This is a genomic window from Sulfitobacter sp. PS-8MA, from assembly GCF_040933935.1.
Classification (GTDB): domain Bacteria; phylum Pseudomonadota; class Alphaproteobacteria; order Rhodobacterales; family Rhodobacteraceae; genus Sulfitobacter.
Window position 1 is genome coordinate 1,362,533 of the sequence record NZ_JBFQYJ010000006.1, and the last position, 15,313, is coordinate 1,377,845.

The 15,313-nt window shown below is 63.8% G+C and carries 14 protein-coding genes; 7 read left to right on the plus strand and 7 right to left on the minus strand.

Features of this window, described 5'->3' with window-relative positions; translation table 11 throughout:
• Positions 1-2: 2 nt before the first annotated feature.
• Positions 3-626 carry a helix-turn-helix domain-containing protein gene (locus AB4M76_RS10610; protein WP_368441813.1) on the minus strand — a complete coding sequence of 208 codons (624 nt, stop codon included), beginning with the start codon at positions 624-626 and terminating at the stop codon, positions 3-5.
• A gap of 139 nt (positions 627-765) precedes the next feature.
• Here AB4M76_RS10610 and AB4M76_RS10615 point away from each other — a divergent pair, with 139 nt between their 5' ends.
• Complete coding sequence (locus AB4M76_RS10615) at positions 766-1,410, plus strand: DsbA family protein (protein WP_368442422.1); 645 nt, start codon at positions 766-768, stop codon at positions 1,408-1,410.
• Positions 1,411-1,527: 117 nt separating this feature from the next.
• Positions 1,528-2,760, plus strand: coding sequence for a multidrug effflux MFS transporter (locus tag AB4M76_RS10620; protein WP_368441814.1), 1,233 nt, complete (start codon positions 1,528-1,530; stop codon positions 2,758-2,760).
• An 18-nt stretch (positions 2,761-2,778) separates the two neighbouring features.
• On the opposite strand, the gene mfd is transcribed toward AB4M76_RS10620, so the two are convergent.
• Positions 2,779-6,258 (minus strand): transcription-repair coupling factor, encoded by a 3,480-nt coding sequence (mfd, locus tag AB4M76_RS10625; protein WP_368441815.1) that lies wholly within the window; start codon positions 6,256-6,258, stop codon positions 2,779-2,781.
• Between the two features lie 31 nt (positions 6,259-6,289).
• On the minus strand, positions 6,290-6,817 hold the full coding sequence (locus AB4M76_RS10630; RefSeq protein WP_368441817.1) for a component of SufBCD complex: 528 nt from the start codon (positions 6,815-6,817) through the stop codon (positions 6,290-6,292).
• A gap of 120 nt (positions 6,818-6,937) precedes the next feature.
• Between AB4M76_RS10630 and hemB the strand changes: the two genes are divergently transcribed.
• A complete protein-coding gene (gene hemB / locus AB4M76_RS10635; protein WP_368441818.1) occupies positions 6,938-7,942 on the plus strand; it encodes a porphobilinogen synthase in 1,005 nt (334 codons plus the stop codon).
• A 123-nt stretch (positions 7,943-8,065) separates the two neighbouring features.
• A complete protein-coding gene (locus tag AB4M76_RS10640) occupies positions 8,066-8,632 on the plus strand; it encodes a YSC84-related protein (protein ID WP_368441819.1) in 567 nt (188 codons plus the stop codon).
• 61 nt (positions 8,633-8,693) lie between these two features.
• Here AB4M76_RS10640 and AB4M76_RS10645 read toward each other — a convergent pair whose 3' ends face one another.
• Positions 8,694-9,566: an NAD(P)-dependent oxidoreductase gene (locus tag AB4M76_RS10645; protein WP_368441820.1), complete on the minus strand. Its 873-nt coding sequence runs from the start codon at positions 9,564-9,566 to the stop codon at positions 8,694-8,696.
• Positions 9,567-9,662: 96 nt separating this feature from the next.
• On the opposite strand from AB4M76_RS10645, the gene AB4M76_RS10650 reads away from it, so the two are divergent.
• Positions 9,663-12,128 carry a penicillin acylase family protein gene (locus tag AB4M76_RS10650; protein WP_368441821.1) on the plus strand — a complete coding sequence of 822 codons (2,466 nt, stop codon included), beginning with the start codon at positions 9,663-9,665 and terminating at the stop codon, positions 12,126-12,128.
• A complete protein-coding gene (locus AB4M76_RS10655) occupies positions 12,125-12,691 on the plus strand; it encodes a pseudouridine synthase (protein ID WP_368441822.1) in 567 nt (188 codons plus the stop codon). The genes AB4M76_RS10650 and AB4M76_RS10655 overlap by 4 nt, the downstream gene beginning before the upstream one ends.
• Here the strand turns inward: AB4M76_RS10655 and AB4M76_RS10660 are convergent.
• The gene (locus AB4M76_RS10660; RefSeq protein WP_368441823.1) at positions 12,688-13,089 is read right to left on the minus strand and encodes a DUF2177 family protein; all 402 of its coding nucleotides are present in this window, start codon (positions 13,087-13,089) and stop codon (positions 12,688-12,690) included. The genes AB4M76_RS10655 and AB4M76_RS10660 overlap by 4 nt on opposite strands.
• Before the next feature lie 187 nt (positions 13,090-13,276).
• Here AB4M76_RS10660 and AB4M76_RS10665 point away from each other — a divergent pair, with 187 nt between their 5' ends.
• Positions 13,277-13,771, plus strand: a complete 495-nt coding sequence (locus AB4M76_RS10665) for a cell wall hydrolase (RefSeq protein WP_368442423.1) — start codon at positions 13,277-13,279, stop codon at positions 13,769-13,771.
• Between the two features lie 3 nt (positions 13,772-13,774).
• Here AB4M76_RS10665 and hflX read toward each other — a convergent pair whose 3' ends face one another.
• Complete coding sequence (gene hflX / locus AB4M76_RS10670) at positions 13,775-15,073, minus strand: GTPase HflX (protein WP_368441824.1); 1,299 nt, start codon at positions 15,071-15,073, stop codon at positions 13,775-13,777.
• Positions 15,070-15,309, minus strand: a complete 240-nt coding sequence (gene hfq, locus AB4M76_RS10675; protein WP_007119530.1) for an RNA chaperone Hfq — start codon at positions 15,307-15,309, stop codon at positions 15,070-15,072. Before hfq ends, hflX begins: the two co-directional genes overlap by 4 nt.
• Between the last annotated feature and the right edge of the window lie 4 nt (positions 15,310-15,313).

A 15,313-nucleotide genomic window follows, 5' to 3' on the forward strand; every position in this document is an offset into this window, starting at 1 on the left:
CCTCAGGTCAGCGATGTGACCCAAAGGATCGTCGCATCCTCATCGCTGAGCGAGACCACATTGTGCCCCATGGTCGCGTCGTAATAGGCGCTGTCGCCCCGGCGCATGTCGACCGGCTCATAGAACTCGGTAAAAAGCCGCACCATGCCGGTCAGCACATAGAGAAACTCTTCCCCGTCATGGCGCACCCAACCGTCGAACTCCTCCATCCGGCGCGCGCGGATGCGGGCGCGGTAGGGCAGCATCTGTTTCTTGCGCAGCGCATCGGCCAGCAGGACGTGTTCGTAGGTGCCAGTGGCCTTGGCCGCCCCTTCGTCGGCGCGGGTCACGGCCATACGGCCGGTGATCTTCTCCCCCGCCGGCGGGGTGAAAAGCTGCGGCACGGTGATCTCCAGCCCCACGGCGAGTTTCTTTAGCGCGTCATAGGTGGGCGACATCAGCCCGTTCTCGATCTTGCTCAGGGTGGAGCGTGCCAGCCCCGCCTGCCTTGCCGCCTGTTCCAGCGTCCAGTTGCGGGCCTTGCGCAACTCGCGCACCCGCGCGCCCAGATCGACCGGCGGCGCGATCTCGCTCGCGCCGCTCTCACGGGCAATCTGGATCAGGGAACGGGGCGCTTTATCTGTCATGGATGTGCTATAGCCCTGCCCTTAGCCCCATGCAACGCCCCCGCCCATGCAACGCCCCCGCCCATGCAGCGCCCCCCGGCTTGCGGTGCGCCCGCAGGGGCGTTATGCCCAAACGCGCAGCCCAATGGATGAGGACGACATGGCCGAAGCGATCAAACTCGATATCATGTCAGACCCGATCTGCCCCTGGTGCTACATCGGCAAGGCGCATCTCGACCGCGCCCTGCAAGATCACCCTAATCATCCTTTCGCCATCGAATGGCACCCCTTCCAGCTCAACCCCGAGATGCCGCGCGACGGGATGGACCGCCGCGCCTATCTTGAGGCCAAGTTCGGCGGCAAGGAAGCTGCGGTGAAAGCCTATGCCCCGGTGGTGGAACATGCCGAGAAAGCCGGGCTGAAGATCAACTTTGAAGCCATGCAGCGCACCCCCAATACGCTGGACGCCCACCGTCTGATCCATTGGGCCGGGATCGAAGGCCGCCAGACAGCTGCGGTCTCAGCCCTCTTCAATGCCTATTTCGTCGAGGCCCGCGACATTGGCGATGCAGAAGTGCTGGCCGATATCGCCGACAGTATCGAGATGGACGCCGCCGTCGTGACGCGGCTGCTCAAGTCAGATGTCGACGCCCAAGACATCCGCGACCGCGATGCGCATAGCCGCAAGATGGGCGTGAACTCGGTGCCGACCTTTATCATCGCCAATGCCCATGCGGTTCCCGGGGCGCAGCCGCCCGAGCTATGGGCGCAGGTTATAGCCGATCTGGCCGCGCAACAGAGCTAAACAGCGCCGCGATCCTTGCCAAGTTAAGCGCCCTCGATTATCGAGAGGGCACTCAATAGTTACTACTGAAGCCTTTCCCCTGCGGTTTTTCCGTGCGGAGCACTGTCGGAGCGCGGCATGACCAATCAGATTCCTGAATTCAAGATGGGCCGGATCGAGTTTATCGGCCTCATCGCGATGATGTTCGCCACGATCGCCTTTTCGATCGACGCCATGCTGCCCGCCCTGCCCGAGATCGCCGCCGAACTCTCGCCCGAGATGGCCCATCGCGCGCCGCTGATCCTGACGGCCTTTGTGCTGGGCATGGGGCTGGGGACATTCTTTAGCGGGCCGCTGTCGGATGCTTACGGGCGGCGCAATGTGGTCTTTGGTGGCGCGGCGCTCTATGCGCTCTCGGCCTTTGTCGCCTGGATGAGCAATTCGCTGGAAGTCATGCTGGTCGCCCGGCTGTTTCAGGGGCTCGGCGCCTCGGGGCCGCGCGTGGTGGCGGTGGCGATCATTCGTGACCTCTATGCCGGGCGCGAGATGGCGCGGATCATGTCGGTGGTGATGATGGTCTTTGCGTTGGTGCCCGCGCTGGCGCCGATGCTGGGCGCCGGCATTATCCTTGCCGCCGGTTGGCGCGCGATCTTCGTGGCCTTCGTCGCCTTCTCGCTGCTGACGGTAATCTGGATGGGGCTGCGCCTGCCCGAAACCCACCCCGCCGAGAACCGCCGCCCGCTGCGCGCGCGGCTGATCATGGGCGCGGTGCGCGAATTGCTGATGCACCCCTCGGTCCGCCTGTCGATCCTCGTGCAGTCGCTGGCGATGGCAATGCTGTTCTCCATGCTGATGCTCGTCCAGCCGATCTATGACAGCGTTTATGGCCGGGGCGACAGCTTTCCGCTGTGGTTCGGTGGCATCGCGGTGGTCGCCGCCAGCGCCAGCCTGATCAACGCCCTGCTGGTGGTCCGCTACGGCATGCGGCGACTGGTGACCATCGCTCTCGGGGCGCAGATTTTCCTCTCGGGCGCGATGTATGCGTTCAATCTCGGCGCGCTGCCCGACCCCTACGGCTTTGCCGCCTTCGTGTTCTTCCAGACCTGCCTGTTCTTCCAAGCCGGTCTGACGCTGGGCAATCTCAATGCCATCGCGATGGAGCCGATGGGCCATATCGCGGGCATGGCGGCCTCTGTTGTCGGGGCGATTTCGACGGTGCTGGCCGCGCTGATCGCCTCGCCCGTGGGGCTGATGTTCGATGGCACCACCAAACCGCTGGCGCTGGCGATGCTGGTCATGGCGGCGGCTGGCTTTGCGCTGATGCTCTATATGGGCCAGGTCGAAAACCGGCTGGCGGCGGCGGCGGAATAACCACCGCGGGCGCCGGGCCTAGCCCTCGGCCTTCGCCTTTTTGGCTTTCTTCGCCTTCTTCTGCTTGGCCACCACATGTTCCGCCAGATCGCGGGCAATGGCAAAGGCGCCTTTGATCTTATCGGCATCCGTCTTCCAGTCGCGGCGCACGACGATCTTGTTGTCCTTGACCTTGGCCAGGCCGCGCTGGTCCTGAATGAACTTCACCAGCCCCTCGGGGGAGGCGAATTTGTCGTTGTGGAACTGGATCGTCGCGCCCTTTGGCCCGCCGTCGAGCTTGGCAATCCCGGCGCGTTTGCACATCGCCTTGATCCGCACCACCAGCATCAGCGTGTTGACCTCTTTCGGCAGCTTGCCGAAACGGTCAATGAGCTCGGCGGCAAAGCCCTCAAGCTCGACTTTGGTCGACAGCTCACTGAGGCGGCGGTAGAGGCCCAAACGCACGTCGAGGTCTGGCACGTAATCTTCGGGGATCAGCACCGGCACGCCGAGGTTGATCTGCGGTGCCCATTGCTCATCGGCCTCGCTCAACCCCTCCATCTCGCCGGCGCGGATCTTGGCAATCGCCTCCTCCAGCATCGACTGGTAAAGCTCAAAGCCTACATCGCGCATCTGGCCGGATTGCTCTTCGCCCAGCAGGTTGCCGGCGCCGCGAATGTCGAGGTCTTGGGACGCCAGCGTAAAGCCCGCGCCGAGCGTGTCGAGACTACCCAAGACTCGCAGACGCTTCTGCGCCGTATCGGTCAGCTTGGCGCGGGGTTTCGTGGTCAGATAGGCATAGGCCCGCGTCTTCGAGCGCCCCACCCGGCCCCGGATTTGGTAGAGCTGCGCCAGACCAAACATATCCGCCCGGTGCACCACCATCGTATTGGCGGTGGGAATGTCGAGCCCGGATTCGACAATCGTGGTCGCCAGCAGAATGTCGAACTTGCCATCGTAGAAGGCATTCATCCGGTCATCCAACTCGCCCGGTGCCATCTGCCCATGGGCGACCACATAGGTCAGCTCCGGCAGTTGCGCCTGTAAGAACTCTTCGATCTCGCGCAGATCACTGAGGCGCGGCACCACATAGAAGCTCTGCCCGCCGCGGTAATGCTCGCGCAGCAGCGCCTCGCGGATTGTCACCGCGTCAAACTCGCTCACATAGGTGCGGATCGACAGACGGTCCACGGGCGGCGTGCCGATGACCGACAGATCGCGCACCCCGGTGAGTGACAGTTGCAACGTGCGCGGGATGGGTGTCGCCGTCAGCGTCAGCACGTGAATATCGGTGCGCAACGCCTTGAGGCGCTCCTTGTGACCCACACCAAAATGCTGTTCTTCGTCAATGACCAGCAGGCCGAGGTCTTTGAACCGGATGCCCTTGGCCAGCAGCGCATGGGTGCCGATGACGATATCGACGGTGCCCTTCGCCATCCCTTCCCGCGTTGCCGCCGCCTCCTTGGAAGAGACGAAGCGGCTTAGTTGGCGCACCTCGACCGGGAAGCCGCGGAAGCGTTCGGCGAAGCTCTTGTAATGCTGTCGTGCCAGCAGCGTCGTCGGCGCGATCACGGCGACCTGCACCCCGGACATCGCCGCGACAAAGGCCGCGCGCATGGCGACTTCGGTCTTGCCAAAGCCCACATCCCCGCAGACCAGCCGGTCCATCGGGTTGCCGCTGGTCAAATCATCAATCACATCGCCAATGGCACGCAGCTGGTCGTCGGTCTCGCTATAGGGGAACCGCGCCGAGAAAGCGTCCCACATGCCCTCGGGCGGGTCGAGCACGGGGGCCTTGCGCAGGGCGCGTTCGGCGGCGATGCGGATGAGCTTATCCGCCATTTCGCGAATGCGTTCTTTCAGCTTGGCCTTTTTCGACTGCCAGGCACCGCCGCCAAGCTTGTCGAGCAGCCCTTCCTCATGGCCGTAGCGCGAGAGCAGTTCGATATTCTCGACCGGGAGGTAAAGCTTTGACTGTTCGGCATATTCCAGCACAAGACATTCATGCGCCGCCCCCGCCGCCGTCACCACTTCCATGCCGTGATAGCGCCCAATGCCGTGGTCCACATGCACCACCAGATCGCCGGGGCTGAGGCTCTGCGCCTCGGTCAGGAAATTCTCCGCCCGGCGCTTGCGTTTTGGCGCGCGGATCAACCGGTCGCCCAGCACGTCCTGCTCAGAGATTACCGTCATCCCCGGTGCCTCGAACCCATGCTCCAGCGCCCAGACAGCAAGGTGTAGCCCGCGTTTGCCGATCCGGGTGGCGTCCCTCACCGGGATCGCTTCGGCCAGACCCTCGTCTTCGATCAGCCCCGTAAGACGTTCCCGCGCGCCCTCGGAGTAGCTGGCAATCAGCACCGGGCCCACTTCAAGCTTTGCTTTAATATGCGCCGCCAAAGCCTCGAAAAGGCTGACAGATTCCTGCTGTCGCTCCGGCGCGAAATTGCGTCCGATCCGGGCGCCCGCGTCCAGCACCCCCGGCCCGGTGGGCTGGGGCAGCGGGTTGAACTGGATCACCCGGCGGCCCAGCAGCGCCTGCTGCCAAGCGTCGTCGGTCAGATAGAGCCCTTCGGGCGGCGCGGGTTTATAGACGCTGTCCATCTTGGAGCGGGTCTTCATCGCCAGTTGGCGGGTTTCATATTGGTCGGCAATCGTGTCCCACCGCGCCAGCCGCATCGGGGTCAGCTGATCATCCAGCGTGACGGTGGCCTCCGGCAGGTAGTCAAACAGTGTTTCCAGATCGTCCTGAAAGAACGACAGCCAATGCTCCGCGCCCTGATGCTTGCGGCCTGCGCTGATCGCCTCGTAAAGCGGGTCATCGGTGCCCGCCGCGCCGAATTCGATCCGGTAGTTCTGGCGAAAACGGGTGATCGCAGCCTCGTCCAAGATCACTTCGCTGACCGGGGCCAGTTCCACCAGATCAAGCTTTTCGGTGGTGCGCTGCGTCGCCGGATCAAAGCGCCGCGCGCCGTCGAGCACATCGCCAAAGAGATCGAGCCGCACGGGGCCAAGATCGCCGGGCGGGTAGATGTCGATAATCCCCCCGCGCACCGCATAGTCGCCCGGCTCCATCACCGTGGGGCTCTGTACGAAGCCCATGCGCACGAGGAAATCGCGCAGCGCGGCTTCGTCGATCCGGCTGCCGACCCGGGCCGAGAAGGCCGCATCGCGCAGGGTCGCCCGGGCGGGGATCCGCTGGGTGGCCGCGTTGAGCGTGGTCAGCAGGACAAACCTTTCCGGCATCTCATGCACCAGCGCCGCCAATGTTGCCATGCGCCGCGCCGAGATATCGGCATTGGGCGAGACGCGGTCGTAAGGCAGGCAGTCCCAGCTTGGAAAGGTGATGACCGGCATGTCGGGCGCAAAGAACCGCAGCGCTGCCTGCAGTGCCGCCATGCGCTTGTCATCGCGCGCCACATGGGCCACCGGCTGGCCGCTCTTGGCGACTTCGTCAAGAATGGCGCGGGCGTCATAGCCTTCGGGAACGCCGGAGAGGGTGATATTGCGCGGATCGTTCATCGGAACTCAATTGGCCTTGATCGAACGGCTGTCAACCCGCCAGCGGGCCGACGGCCAGATTTTGGTACATTCCCCAGACCGCGGTGACAAAGATCGACACCATGCCGATGATCTGGGTATAGAGCCGGTGTCGCATCAGCCGCCGCCACAGCACCTCGCCGGTCGCGCCTTCGACCCGGATCAGCCGCGCGGTGGAGAGGCTCAGCAGCCCCACCATCGACATCGGAAAACCGAGCAGAAGCACGGCCTGCGCAAATTCGATGTGATAGACGAAGCCGAGGAGCAGCAGCGAGGTCAGCGCAAAGAACCCCAGCCCCAAAAGCCACAGACCAGAGACCTGCGCGATATAGAGCAGCCGGTTCACATTGATCCGCACGATGTCTTCCAAATCGGCCTCGGCCTCACCGCCATAGCGCCGCGCGCGCAGCACCATGTCAAAGGGCACCCCCAGCACCCAATGGCTCGCCGTGGACCACATCACCGCCAGCATGATCCAGAACCACAGGTTCGAGAAGGACCGCATGTCGATCATTTCAAAGAGGGTCTGATACCAGTCCAAGGCCTGCTCGTTCGCTGTCTGTCCGCCGGCACTCTTAGCGGGCCAGCATGTCAATTCATAGGGTTGAGGCGTTGGAAAATAAATGGCAAGCCCTTGGCAAGCCATTTTGAGGTATTTTTGATGCAACCGATCAACGCCCCCTTCCCCGCCACCCGCCTGCGCCGGACCCGGGCCAATGCCGGTATCCGCGCGCTGGTGCGCGAGAATGAGTTGGTCTTGGGCGATCTGATCTGGCCGGTTTTCGTGCGCGAAGGCGAAGGTGTGGAAGAGCCCGTCCCTTCCATGCCCGGCGTCATGCGCCGCTCGGTCGACAAGCTGGTCGCGGCGGTGCGCGAGGCGGCGGATCTGGGCATCGGCGCGGTCTGCGTCTTTCCCTATACCGGCCCCGAGGACCGGACCGAGGATTGCGCAGGCGCATGGGACCCGCAGAACGCCGCCAATCGGGCGATCGCCGCGATCAAGCAAGCGCTGCCCGATATGGTGGTGATGACCGATGTGGCGCTGGACACCTATAACATCAATGGCCATGACGGTTTCGTCGAAGACGGGATCATCGTGAATGACCGCACCGTTGAGGCGCTGGTCAAAATGGCACTGGCGCAGGCCGAAGCGGGTGCGGATATCATCGGCCCGTCGGACATGATGGATGGCCGCATCGGTGCGATCCGGACAGCGCTTGAGCAGGCCGGCCATTCCGATGTGATGATCCTCAGCTACGCCGCCAAATATGCCAGCGCCTTTTACGGGCCGTTCCGCGATGCGGTCGGCGCCTCTGCCGCGCTTACGGGGGACAAGAAGACCTATCAGATGGACCCGGCCAACAGCGACGAAGCCCTGCGCCTCGTGGCCCGGGATCTGGCCGAAGGTGCGGATATGGTGATGGTCAAACCCGGGATGCCCTATCTCGACATCTGCCGCCGCGTGAAAGACAGCTTTGGCGCGCCGACCTTTGCCTATCAGGTCTCGGGCGAATACAGCATGATCCGCGGGGCTGCCGATCAGGGCTGGGTCGATGGCGACCGGGTGATGATGGAAAGCCTGATGGCCTTCAAACGCGCGGGCTGTGACGGGGTTTTGACCTATTTCGCCCCGGATGTGGCGCGACTCCTGCGCGGAAACGCGTGATTAAAGGGCGTAAATCTGCGCAACAGCGCCATTCAGCATGACAAAGCGCTTGATTTTGCGTAAATTGCACTACAAGCCGGGCAAACCGGCAGCAGGCAAACAATCAATACACGGGCAGAAGAAATGAGCAATCAAACATATACACGGCGTATGGTGACACTCGGCGCGCTTTCCGCGCTTGGGGTGACAGCGGCCTGCGGCAATGGTGTCGGCGGGCGCGGCAGTGCGATGATCGACGCGCGGGTCGACGCGACCCTGGCCGAGATGTACCGCAGCTACCCCAACACAAGACAACTGGCCGAGAAAGCCAATGGCATGTTGGTCATGCCGCTGGTGACCGAAGCCGGTCTCGGCTTTGGCGGGGCCTACGGGCGCGGCGCGCTGCGGGTGAATGACGTGACGGTGGATTACTACTCGGTCACCAAAGCGTCGGGTGGCTTGCAGATCGGCGCACAGCAATATGCGCATGTGTTGTTCTTCATGACCGAACCCGCGCTGCGCGAATTCCGCCGCTCGCCGGGCTGGGCTGCGGGCGCCGGGCTGGAATATGTGATCTCTGACCGGGGCGACAGTGTTTCGGCGGATACCACGACCGTCATGGCACCGGTGTTGGCCGCCGTCTTTGGCCGCGCGGGGCTGCGCATCGGTGCGACGCTCGAAGGCACCAAATACTCGCGGATCATTCCCTGAGGTCCAACTCAGCGGCCCCTGTTTAAGGGCTGCCCGGTCTCAGGCCGGGCAGCGCCCGCGCTTAATCCATCGCCCGCAGACGCTTGAAAAGGCTCGACGTATCCCAACGCCCGCCGCCAAGTTTCTGCACATCTTTATAGAACTGATCGACCAGCGCCGTCACCGGCAGGCTCGCCCCGGTCTCATCCGCCGCATCCAGACAGATGCCGAGATCCTTGCGCATCCAATCCACCGCAAACCCGTGGTCGAAAGCATCGTCCAGCATGGTCTCATAGCGGTTTTCCATCTGCCAGGACCCTGCCGCGCCCTGGCTGATCACCTCAACCACCGCACGGCCATCAAGGCCTGCCTTCTCGGCAAAATGCAGCGCCTCTGACAGACCTTGCACCAGCCCCGCAATGGCGATCTGGTTGCACATCTTGGTCATCTGGCCCGCGCCGCTCTCCCCGATCCGGCGGCAAATCTTGGCATAGACCTCCATCACCGGCAGGGCCCGGTCAAAGGCGCCTTCGTCGCCGCCGCACATGATCGACAGTTGTCCGTTCTCCGCCCCGGCCTGACCGCCCGAGATCGGCGCGTCGATGAAACTGACCTGCGCGTCCTTGGCCGCGGCATAAAGCGCGCGTGTGACGGCGGCAGAAACCGTCGTGTGATCGACAAAGATCGCCCCTGCTGACATGCCCCCGAATGCGCCCTCATCGCCCAGACAGACCGCGCGCAGATCATCGTCATTGCCCACGCAGGCCATCACGAAATCCGCCCCCTCAGCCGCCTCCCGCGGGGTCTTGGCCATGGCACCGCCATAGGTCTTGACCCAGTCCTCCGCCTTGCTTTCGGTGCGGTTGTAGACGGTCACCTCGTGGCCCGCTGTTTGCAGGTGCCCCGCCATCGGGGCGCCCATGACGCCCAGTCCCAGAAACGCGAGCTTTGCCATGTGCTTTTCCTTGTCATCCAGTTGCGTTATTGCCTGTGACTACACCTACCACCCTGCGCGCCCCGGTCAATCTGCGCGCCAGTCGAGGATCTTTCGATGGCACTGATGTTTCGCTGGCTTGTCCGATTGGCGGTGTTCTTGATCACGCTGAGCGTGGTAATCCTGCTTTTGGTCTATTGGTTCGCCGCGCGTTCCCTGCCCGATTACAACGACACCGTTCAGGTGCGCGGCCTCACCGCCCCGGTGGAGGTGGTGCGCGACAATGCCAATGTGCCGCATATCTTTGGCGAGACGGATGCCGATGTGTTCTTTGGCCTTGGCTTTGCCCATGCCCAGGACCGGCTGTGGCAACTGATCACCCTGCGCCGCACCGCGCAGGGGCGGCTGTCGGAGGTTTTCGGCACCGCCACGGTGGCCACCGACAAGCTGATGCGGCGCTATGACATCTACCGTCTTGCGACCCGTTCGGTCGAGCATCTGGATCCGGAAACCGAGGCCGCGCTGGAAGCCTATGCCGCGGGGATCAACGCGCGGCTCGACCAGATCAACACCGAAGCGCTTGGCCGCGGCGCGCCGGAGATGTGGCTTTTCAACGCCCCCATGGCGCCCTGGCGCCCGGCGGATTCGCTGGCGATCGCCAAGCTGATGGGGCTGCAAATGTCGGGCCATCTAGAGGCGGAAGTGCTGCGCGCCCGGGTCTCGCTGGCGCTGACGGACGAAGAGCGGGTGAAAGATATCCTGCCCGATGTGCCGGGCTCCGGTGTGGCAGCCCTGCCCGAATATGCAGCACTTTTCCCCGATGCCCCACGTTTTGCCGCCGCCACGCCCACGCCGCACCATCCGCTGTCGCCCTTCAAGCCGCAGGCCTTTGCCGGGGCGTCAAACGCCTGGGCCGCGGCCCCCTCGCGCTCTGCCGCGGGCGGCACGCTTCTGGCCAATGACCCGCATCTGGGCTTCAGCGCCCCGGCGATCTGGTATCTCGCGCGGCTGGAGCTTGAGACCGGCGGCGTGATCGGCGGCACGATCCCCGGCATGCCGGTGGTGCTCACCGGGCGCAGCGCCGATCTTGGCTGGGGGCTGACCACCGCCTATGTGGACGACCAAGACGTCTATATCGAAGAGCTGAACCCCGACAATGCGGAGGAATACCGCACGCCGGAGGGGTTCAAGAAGTTCCGCAAACGGGCCTCGATCATCAATATCAAAGACGCCGATCCCGTCACCGTCACCCTGCGCTGGACAGACAACGGCCCGGTCATGCCCGGCAGCCACTACAATCTCGCCGAGGTGACTCCGGCGGGCCATGTGGCCGCTGTCGCCGCCACCGTGCTGCGCGACAATGACACCTCGCTCGCTGCCGCGATGAAGGTGATGCGGGCGAAATCGGTGCAACAGGCGATCAACGCCGCGACGGACTATGTCGCCCCTGCGCAGAATCTGACGCTGGTGGACCGTGACACCATCGCCATGAAGACCATCGGCGCCCTGCCGCGCCGCGATGCGCAGCACCAAAGCCAAGGCCGCCTGCCCAGCCCCGGCTGGATCGCGGCGAACCGCTGGGACGGGATGCTGCCCTATACTGCCAATCCTGAGTTCATCGCCCCCGCGGGGGGCATCCTGGGCAATACCAACAACAAGACCGTCGATCGCCCTTTCCCCAACCATGTCTCCTTTGTCTGGGGCGACACGCAGCGGGTCAAACGCTGGCAGCGCCTCATGCAGAACCGCGAGGTGCACACCCGCGACAGTTTCATCGAAGCCCAGCTTGATACCGTCAGCCCCACCGCCCGCGCCCTGCTGCCGCTCATTGGCGCCGAACTGTGGTTCACCGGAGAGGCCGCGCCCGACGGCACGCCAGAGCGCCAGCGCCAGCGGGCGCTCGATCTGCTGGCGGGGTGGTCCGGTGAGATGAACGAACATCTGCCAGAGCCGCTGATCTATGCCGCCTGGGTGCGGGCCTTGCAGGACCGGCTGATCCGCGACGAACTGGGCCCGCTGACCGAAGCCTTCACCCATGTGCAGCCGCTCTTTATCGAACGTGTCTTCCGCGATGTCGAAGGGGCGTCGAAATGGTGCGACGTGCGCCAATCCGCCCCGGTCGAGACCTGTCAGGACATGGCCCGCGCCGCGTTGGATGACGCGCTTTTGTGGATCAACGAGACCTGGGGCAAGCAGTTGGAATCCCTCCGCTGGGGCGACGCGCATCAGGCGACCCATGATCACCCGGTCCTGGGCGAGGTGCCGCTGCTGCGCTACTTCGTGAACATCCGGCAATCGACCTCTGGCGGTGACAATACCCTGCAACGCGGGCTGACCCGGGGCACCGGGGAAGATCCGTTCTTCAACGTTCATGGCGCGGGCTATCGCGGCGTCTATGATTTCGCCGATCCCGACAGTTCGGTCTTCGTCACCTCAACCGGGCAATCGGGCCACTTCCTGTCGCGCCACTATGACGACATGGCGCAGCTCTGGCGGCGCGGCGAATATATCCCGATGTCGCTGGACGAAGAGCTCGCCCGGGCCGCCTCGGTGGGCGTGACGCGGTTGGAGCCTGCGCGATGACGGCCCGTGTGATCTTGCTCAACAAACCCTATGGGGTGCTGTCCCAGTTCACCGACAAGGGGACCGAAGGCAGCACCCGGCCCACCCTCTCGGCCTATATCCAGGAGAAAGGCTTCTACCCCGCGGGCCGGCTGGACCGCGACAGCGAGGGGCTCTTGGTGCTGACCGACCACGGCCCGCTGCAGGCCCGCATCGCGCATCCGAAATACAAACGGCCCAAGACCTATCTTGTGCAGGTTGAAGGCACCCCCGACGCAGCCGCGCTCGCCGCGTTGCGCAAGGGCGTGGCGCTGAAGGATGGCATGACCAAACCGGCCGAGGTGGCGCAGATCGACGCGCCCGACACCCTCTGGCCGCGCGACCCGCCGGTGCGCTTTCGCAAGACCGTGCCCGACGCTTGGCTGCGCATCACCATCCGCGAGGGGCGCAACCGTCAGGTGCGGCGCATGACCGCCCATGTCGGGCTGCCGACCCTGCGCCTGATCCGCGAGAGTGTCGGCGATTGGCAGCTCGCCGGGCTCAAACCCGGCATGTGGCGCTGGTCGAGCGAGAATGGCCGCTAGGTCAGCGCCCGCGTGATCGCCACGCCGAGCGTCGCCGAAGTGCCGGTCAGCAACGCCCCCCAGGTGAAATCGCGGGCCACCATGGCCCAGGTCCAGTCCTTCAGCGTGGCGAGATTGGTGAACTCATAGGTGCCATAGGCCATGGCGCCGATCAGCAGGCCATTGCCAAAGACCCAGAGCAGCCCATGGCCCTGCGTCATCGCGGGCCATGCCACGAAGTAGAGCAGCACGCCCACGTAAAAGGCATAGAACACGCCGGCAGGCGCGATCCGGAAGTCATCGAGCAACCACTCCCCGATGTCACGTTCGAACACCGGTTTGATGAGATAGCTCAGCCCGAGGTAATCGAGCCCGAGGAACAGGATGAAGGTGGCGAGGTAGAGGATCACGAGGGTCATGGCGGCTCCGGTTTCTTGGGGGTAGATATGAAGCGGGGCATCACGATTGCGAGAAATACTTCAATCAGAGCCCTGCGGGGCGGCGAAAGGGAGCCTGTTTTCGCGCCCCCGGCCATTTTCCACTGGATTCCCCCCCGCAATCGACAGCACATAGGCAGGGTTTCAGGAGGTCCGCAGCTTGCCCAACATGATACAGCAGTCAAAAATCACTCTCGCCCTGATTGGCCTCACCGTGCTGACCGCCTGCGGCGGATCGGGGGACACGCCGAAAACGCGCCCCGCCGCGGCAGAGGTCGAATGTATGGCCCGGGCGATGTATTTCGAATCCAACCGCTCCAGCCCCAACGGGATGCTGGCGGTGGGCAGTGTGGTGATGAACCGCGTTCATTCTGACCGTTTCCCCAACACCGTCTGCGGCGTGGTCGGCCAGCCGAAACAATTCGCGCCGGGAGTGATGACGAAACCGATGCACAAAGGCGCGGGCCTTGCGCGACAGGTCGCGCTGGCCGTGCTGAGCGGCGAGCGCCATCCCAAAGTGTCACGCGCCAAATTCTTTCACGCCGCATGGTACCGGGCCAATTACAACAACATGCATTACGTTGTGACGGCGGGCGGCAATGCCTTCTACGAAAAACGCCGGCCTGAACAGGTCACCAACCGGCGGCCCTTTCCCGAAGAATGACGCTCAAAGCTGTTGAAAGTCGGCTTCCTGCCGGGCCGACCAACGCACCGTGATCTCAAAGCCCTCCTCGGTCTGACGCTCGCCCTCGACCACGTCTTGCGCAAAGAGCCAGGCGCGTTTCTTGCCATCCGCAAAGTCGAGCGTCAGCACCGCCTCGCGCACTGCGCCTTGCAGCGCTTCGGCGATGACCTCTTGCAGAGTGTCCAGACCCTCGCCGGTGATCGCCGAGATTGCCAGCACATCGTCCTTGCGCGCGGCGCGGGCGCGCATGGCCTCGGCACGGTCTTCGGGCAGAAGGTCGAGCTTATTCCAGACCTCAAAGCTGCGCGTCTCTTTCGGCACGCCCAAGGAGGAGAGGATATCGCGCACATTCTGCGCCTGCTCTTCGGTCTCGGCATGGGAGACATCGCGCACATGGCAGATGATGTCAGCGGCCAGCACCTCTTCGAGCGTGGCGCGGAAGGCGGCGACCAATTCGGTCGGCAGATCCGAGATGAAGCCGACCGTATCGCTGAGGATGATCTCAGGCCCATTGGGCAGCACGAGACTGCGCATGGTGGGGTCGAGCGTGGCAAAGAGCATGTCTTTCGCCATGACCTCGGCCCCGGTCAAGCGGTTGAAAAGCGTGGATTTCCCAGCGTTGGTATAGCCCACCAGCGCGACGATCGGATAGGGCACCTTGGCCCGCGCGGCGCGGTGCAGGGCGCGGGTTTTCACGACCTTTTCCAACTGACGGCGCAGGCGCACCAATTGGTCATCAATGGCGCGGCGGTCGGCCTCGATCTGGGTCTCCCCCGGGCCGCCGACAAAGCCCAAACCGCCGCGCTGACGTTCAAGGTGGGTCCAGGCCCGCACCAGCCGGGTGCGCTGGTAGTTCAGCGCGGCCATCTCGACCTGCAGCACGCCTTCGCGGGTGGCGGCGCGGTCGCTGAAAATTTCGAGAATCAGCCCGGTGCGGTCGAGCAGTTTGACGCCCCAGGCTTTCTCCAGGTTGCGCTGCTGCACCGGCGTGACCGGACCATCGACCAAGACAAGCTCGACCTCGGCCTCCTTCATGCGCTGTTCAAGCTCTTCGATCTTGCCTTTGCCGAACAGCATCCCGGCCTGAACCGTGCGCAGCGGCACGACTTCGGCGCCTATGACCTCCAGCTCCGGCAGCGCTTCGGCCAGCGCCACGGCTTCGGCCAGTGCGGGCTCAGGCGCGCGCCGCTCGTTGTCGGATTTGATATCAGGATGCAGCACCCAAGCGCGTGTCACGCCGGGCCCGTCGCTGTTGTCGATCTGGAAAACTGGGCGGCTCAAGAAGCGTCTTCGCCCTCGTAAAGGCTGATCGGCTGGCTTGGCATGATGGTCGAGATCGCGTGTTTATAGACAAGCTGGCTCTGACCATCGCGGCGCAGCAGAACGCAGAAGTTATCGAACCAGGTAATCACACCTTGCAGTTTGACCCCGTTGATCAAAAAGATCGTCACCGGGACCTTGGTCTTGCGCACGTGATTGAGGAACGCATCCTGTAGGTTCTGTCTGTCTGACGCCATCGTA

Coding starts and splice junctions, on each gene's coding strand:
- AB4M76_RS10610 (WP_368441813.1), bottom strand. CDS start 626: ATGACAGATAAAGCGCCCCGTTCCCTGATCCAGATTGCCCGTGAGAGC.
- AB4M76_RS10615 (WP_368442422.1), top strand. CDS start 766: ATGGCCGAAGCGATCAAACTCGATATCATGTCAGACCCGATCTGCCCC.
- AB4M76_RS10620 (WP_368441814.1), top strand. CDS start 1,528: ATGACCAATCAGATTCCTGAATTCAAGATGGGCCGGATCGAGTTTATC.
- mfd (WP_368441815.1), bottom strand. CDS start 6,258: ATGAACGATCCGCGCAATATCACCCTCTCCGGCGTTCCCGAAGGCTAT.
- hemB (WP_368441818.1), top strand. CDS start 6,938: ATGCAACCGATCAACGCCCCCTTCCCCGCCACCCGCCTGCGCCGGACC.
- AB4M76_RS10640 (WP_368441819.1), top strand. CDS start 8,066: ATGAGCAATCAAACATATACACGGCGTATGGTGACACTCGGCGCGCTT.
- AB4M76_RS10645 (WP_368441820.1), bottom strand. CDS start 9,566: ATGGCAAAGCTCGCGTTTCTGGGACTGGGCGTCATGGGCGCCCCGATG.
- AB4M76_RS10650 (WP_368441821.1), top strand. CDS start 9,663: ATGGCACTGATGTTTCGCTGGCTTGTCCGATTGGCGGTGTTCTTGATC.
- AB4M76_RS10655 (WP_368441822.1), top strand. CDS start 12,125: ATGACGGCCCGTGTGATCTTGCTCAACAAACCCTATGGGGTGCTGTCC.
- AB4M76_RS10660 (WP_368441823.1), bottom strand. CDS start 13,089: ATGACCCTCGTGATCCTCTACCTCGCCACCTTCATCCTGTTCCTCGGG.
- AB4M76_RS10665 (WP_368442423.1), top strand. CDS start 13,277: ATGATACAGCAGTCAAAAATCACTCTCGCCCTGATTGGCCTCACCGTG.
- hfq (WP_007119530.1), bottom strand. CDS start 15,309: ATGGCGTCAGACAGACAGAACCTACAGGATGCGTTCCTCAATCACGTG.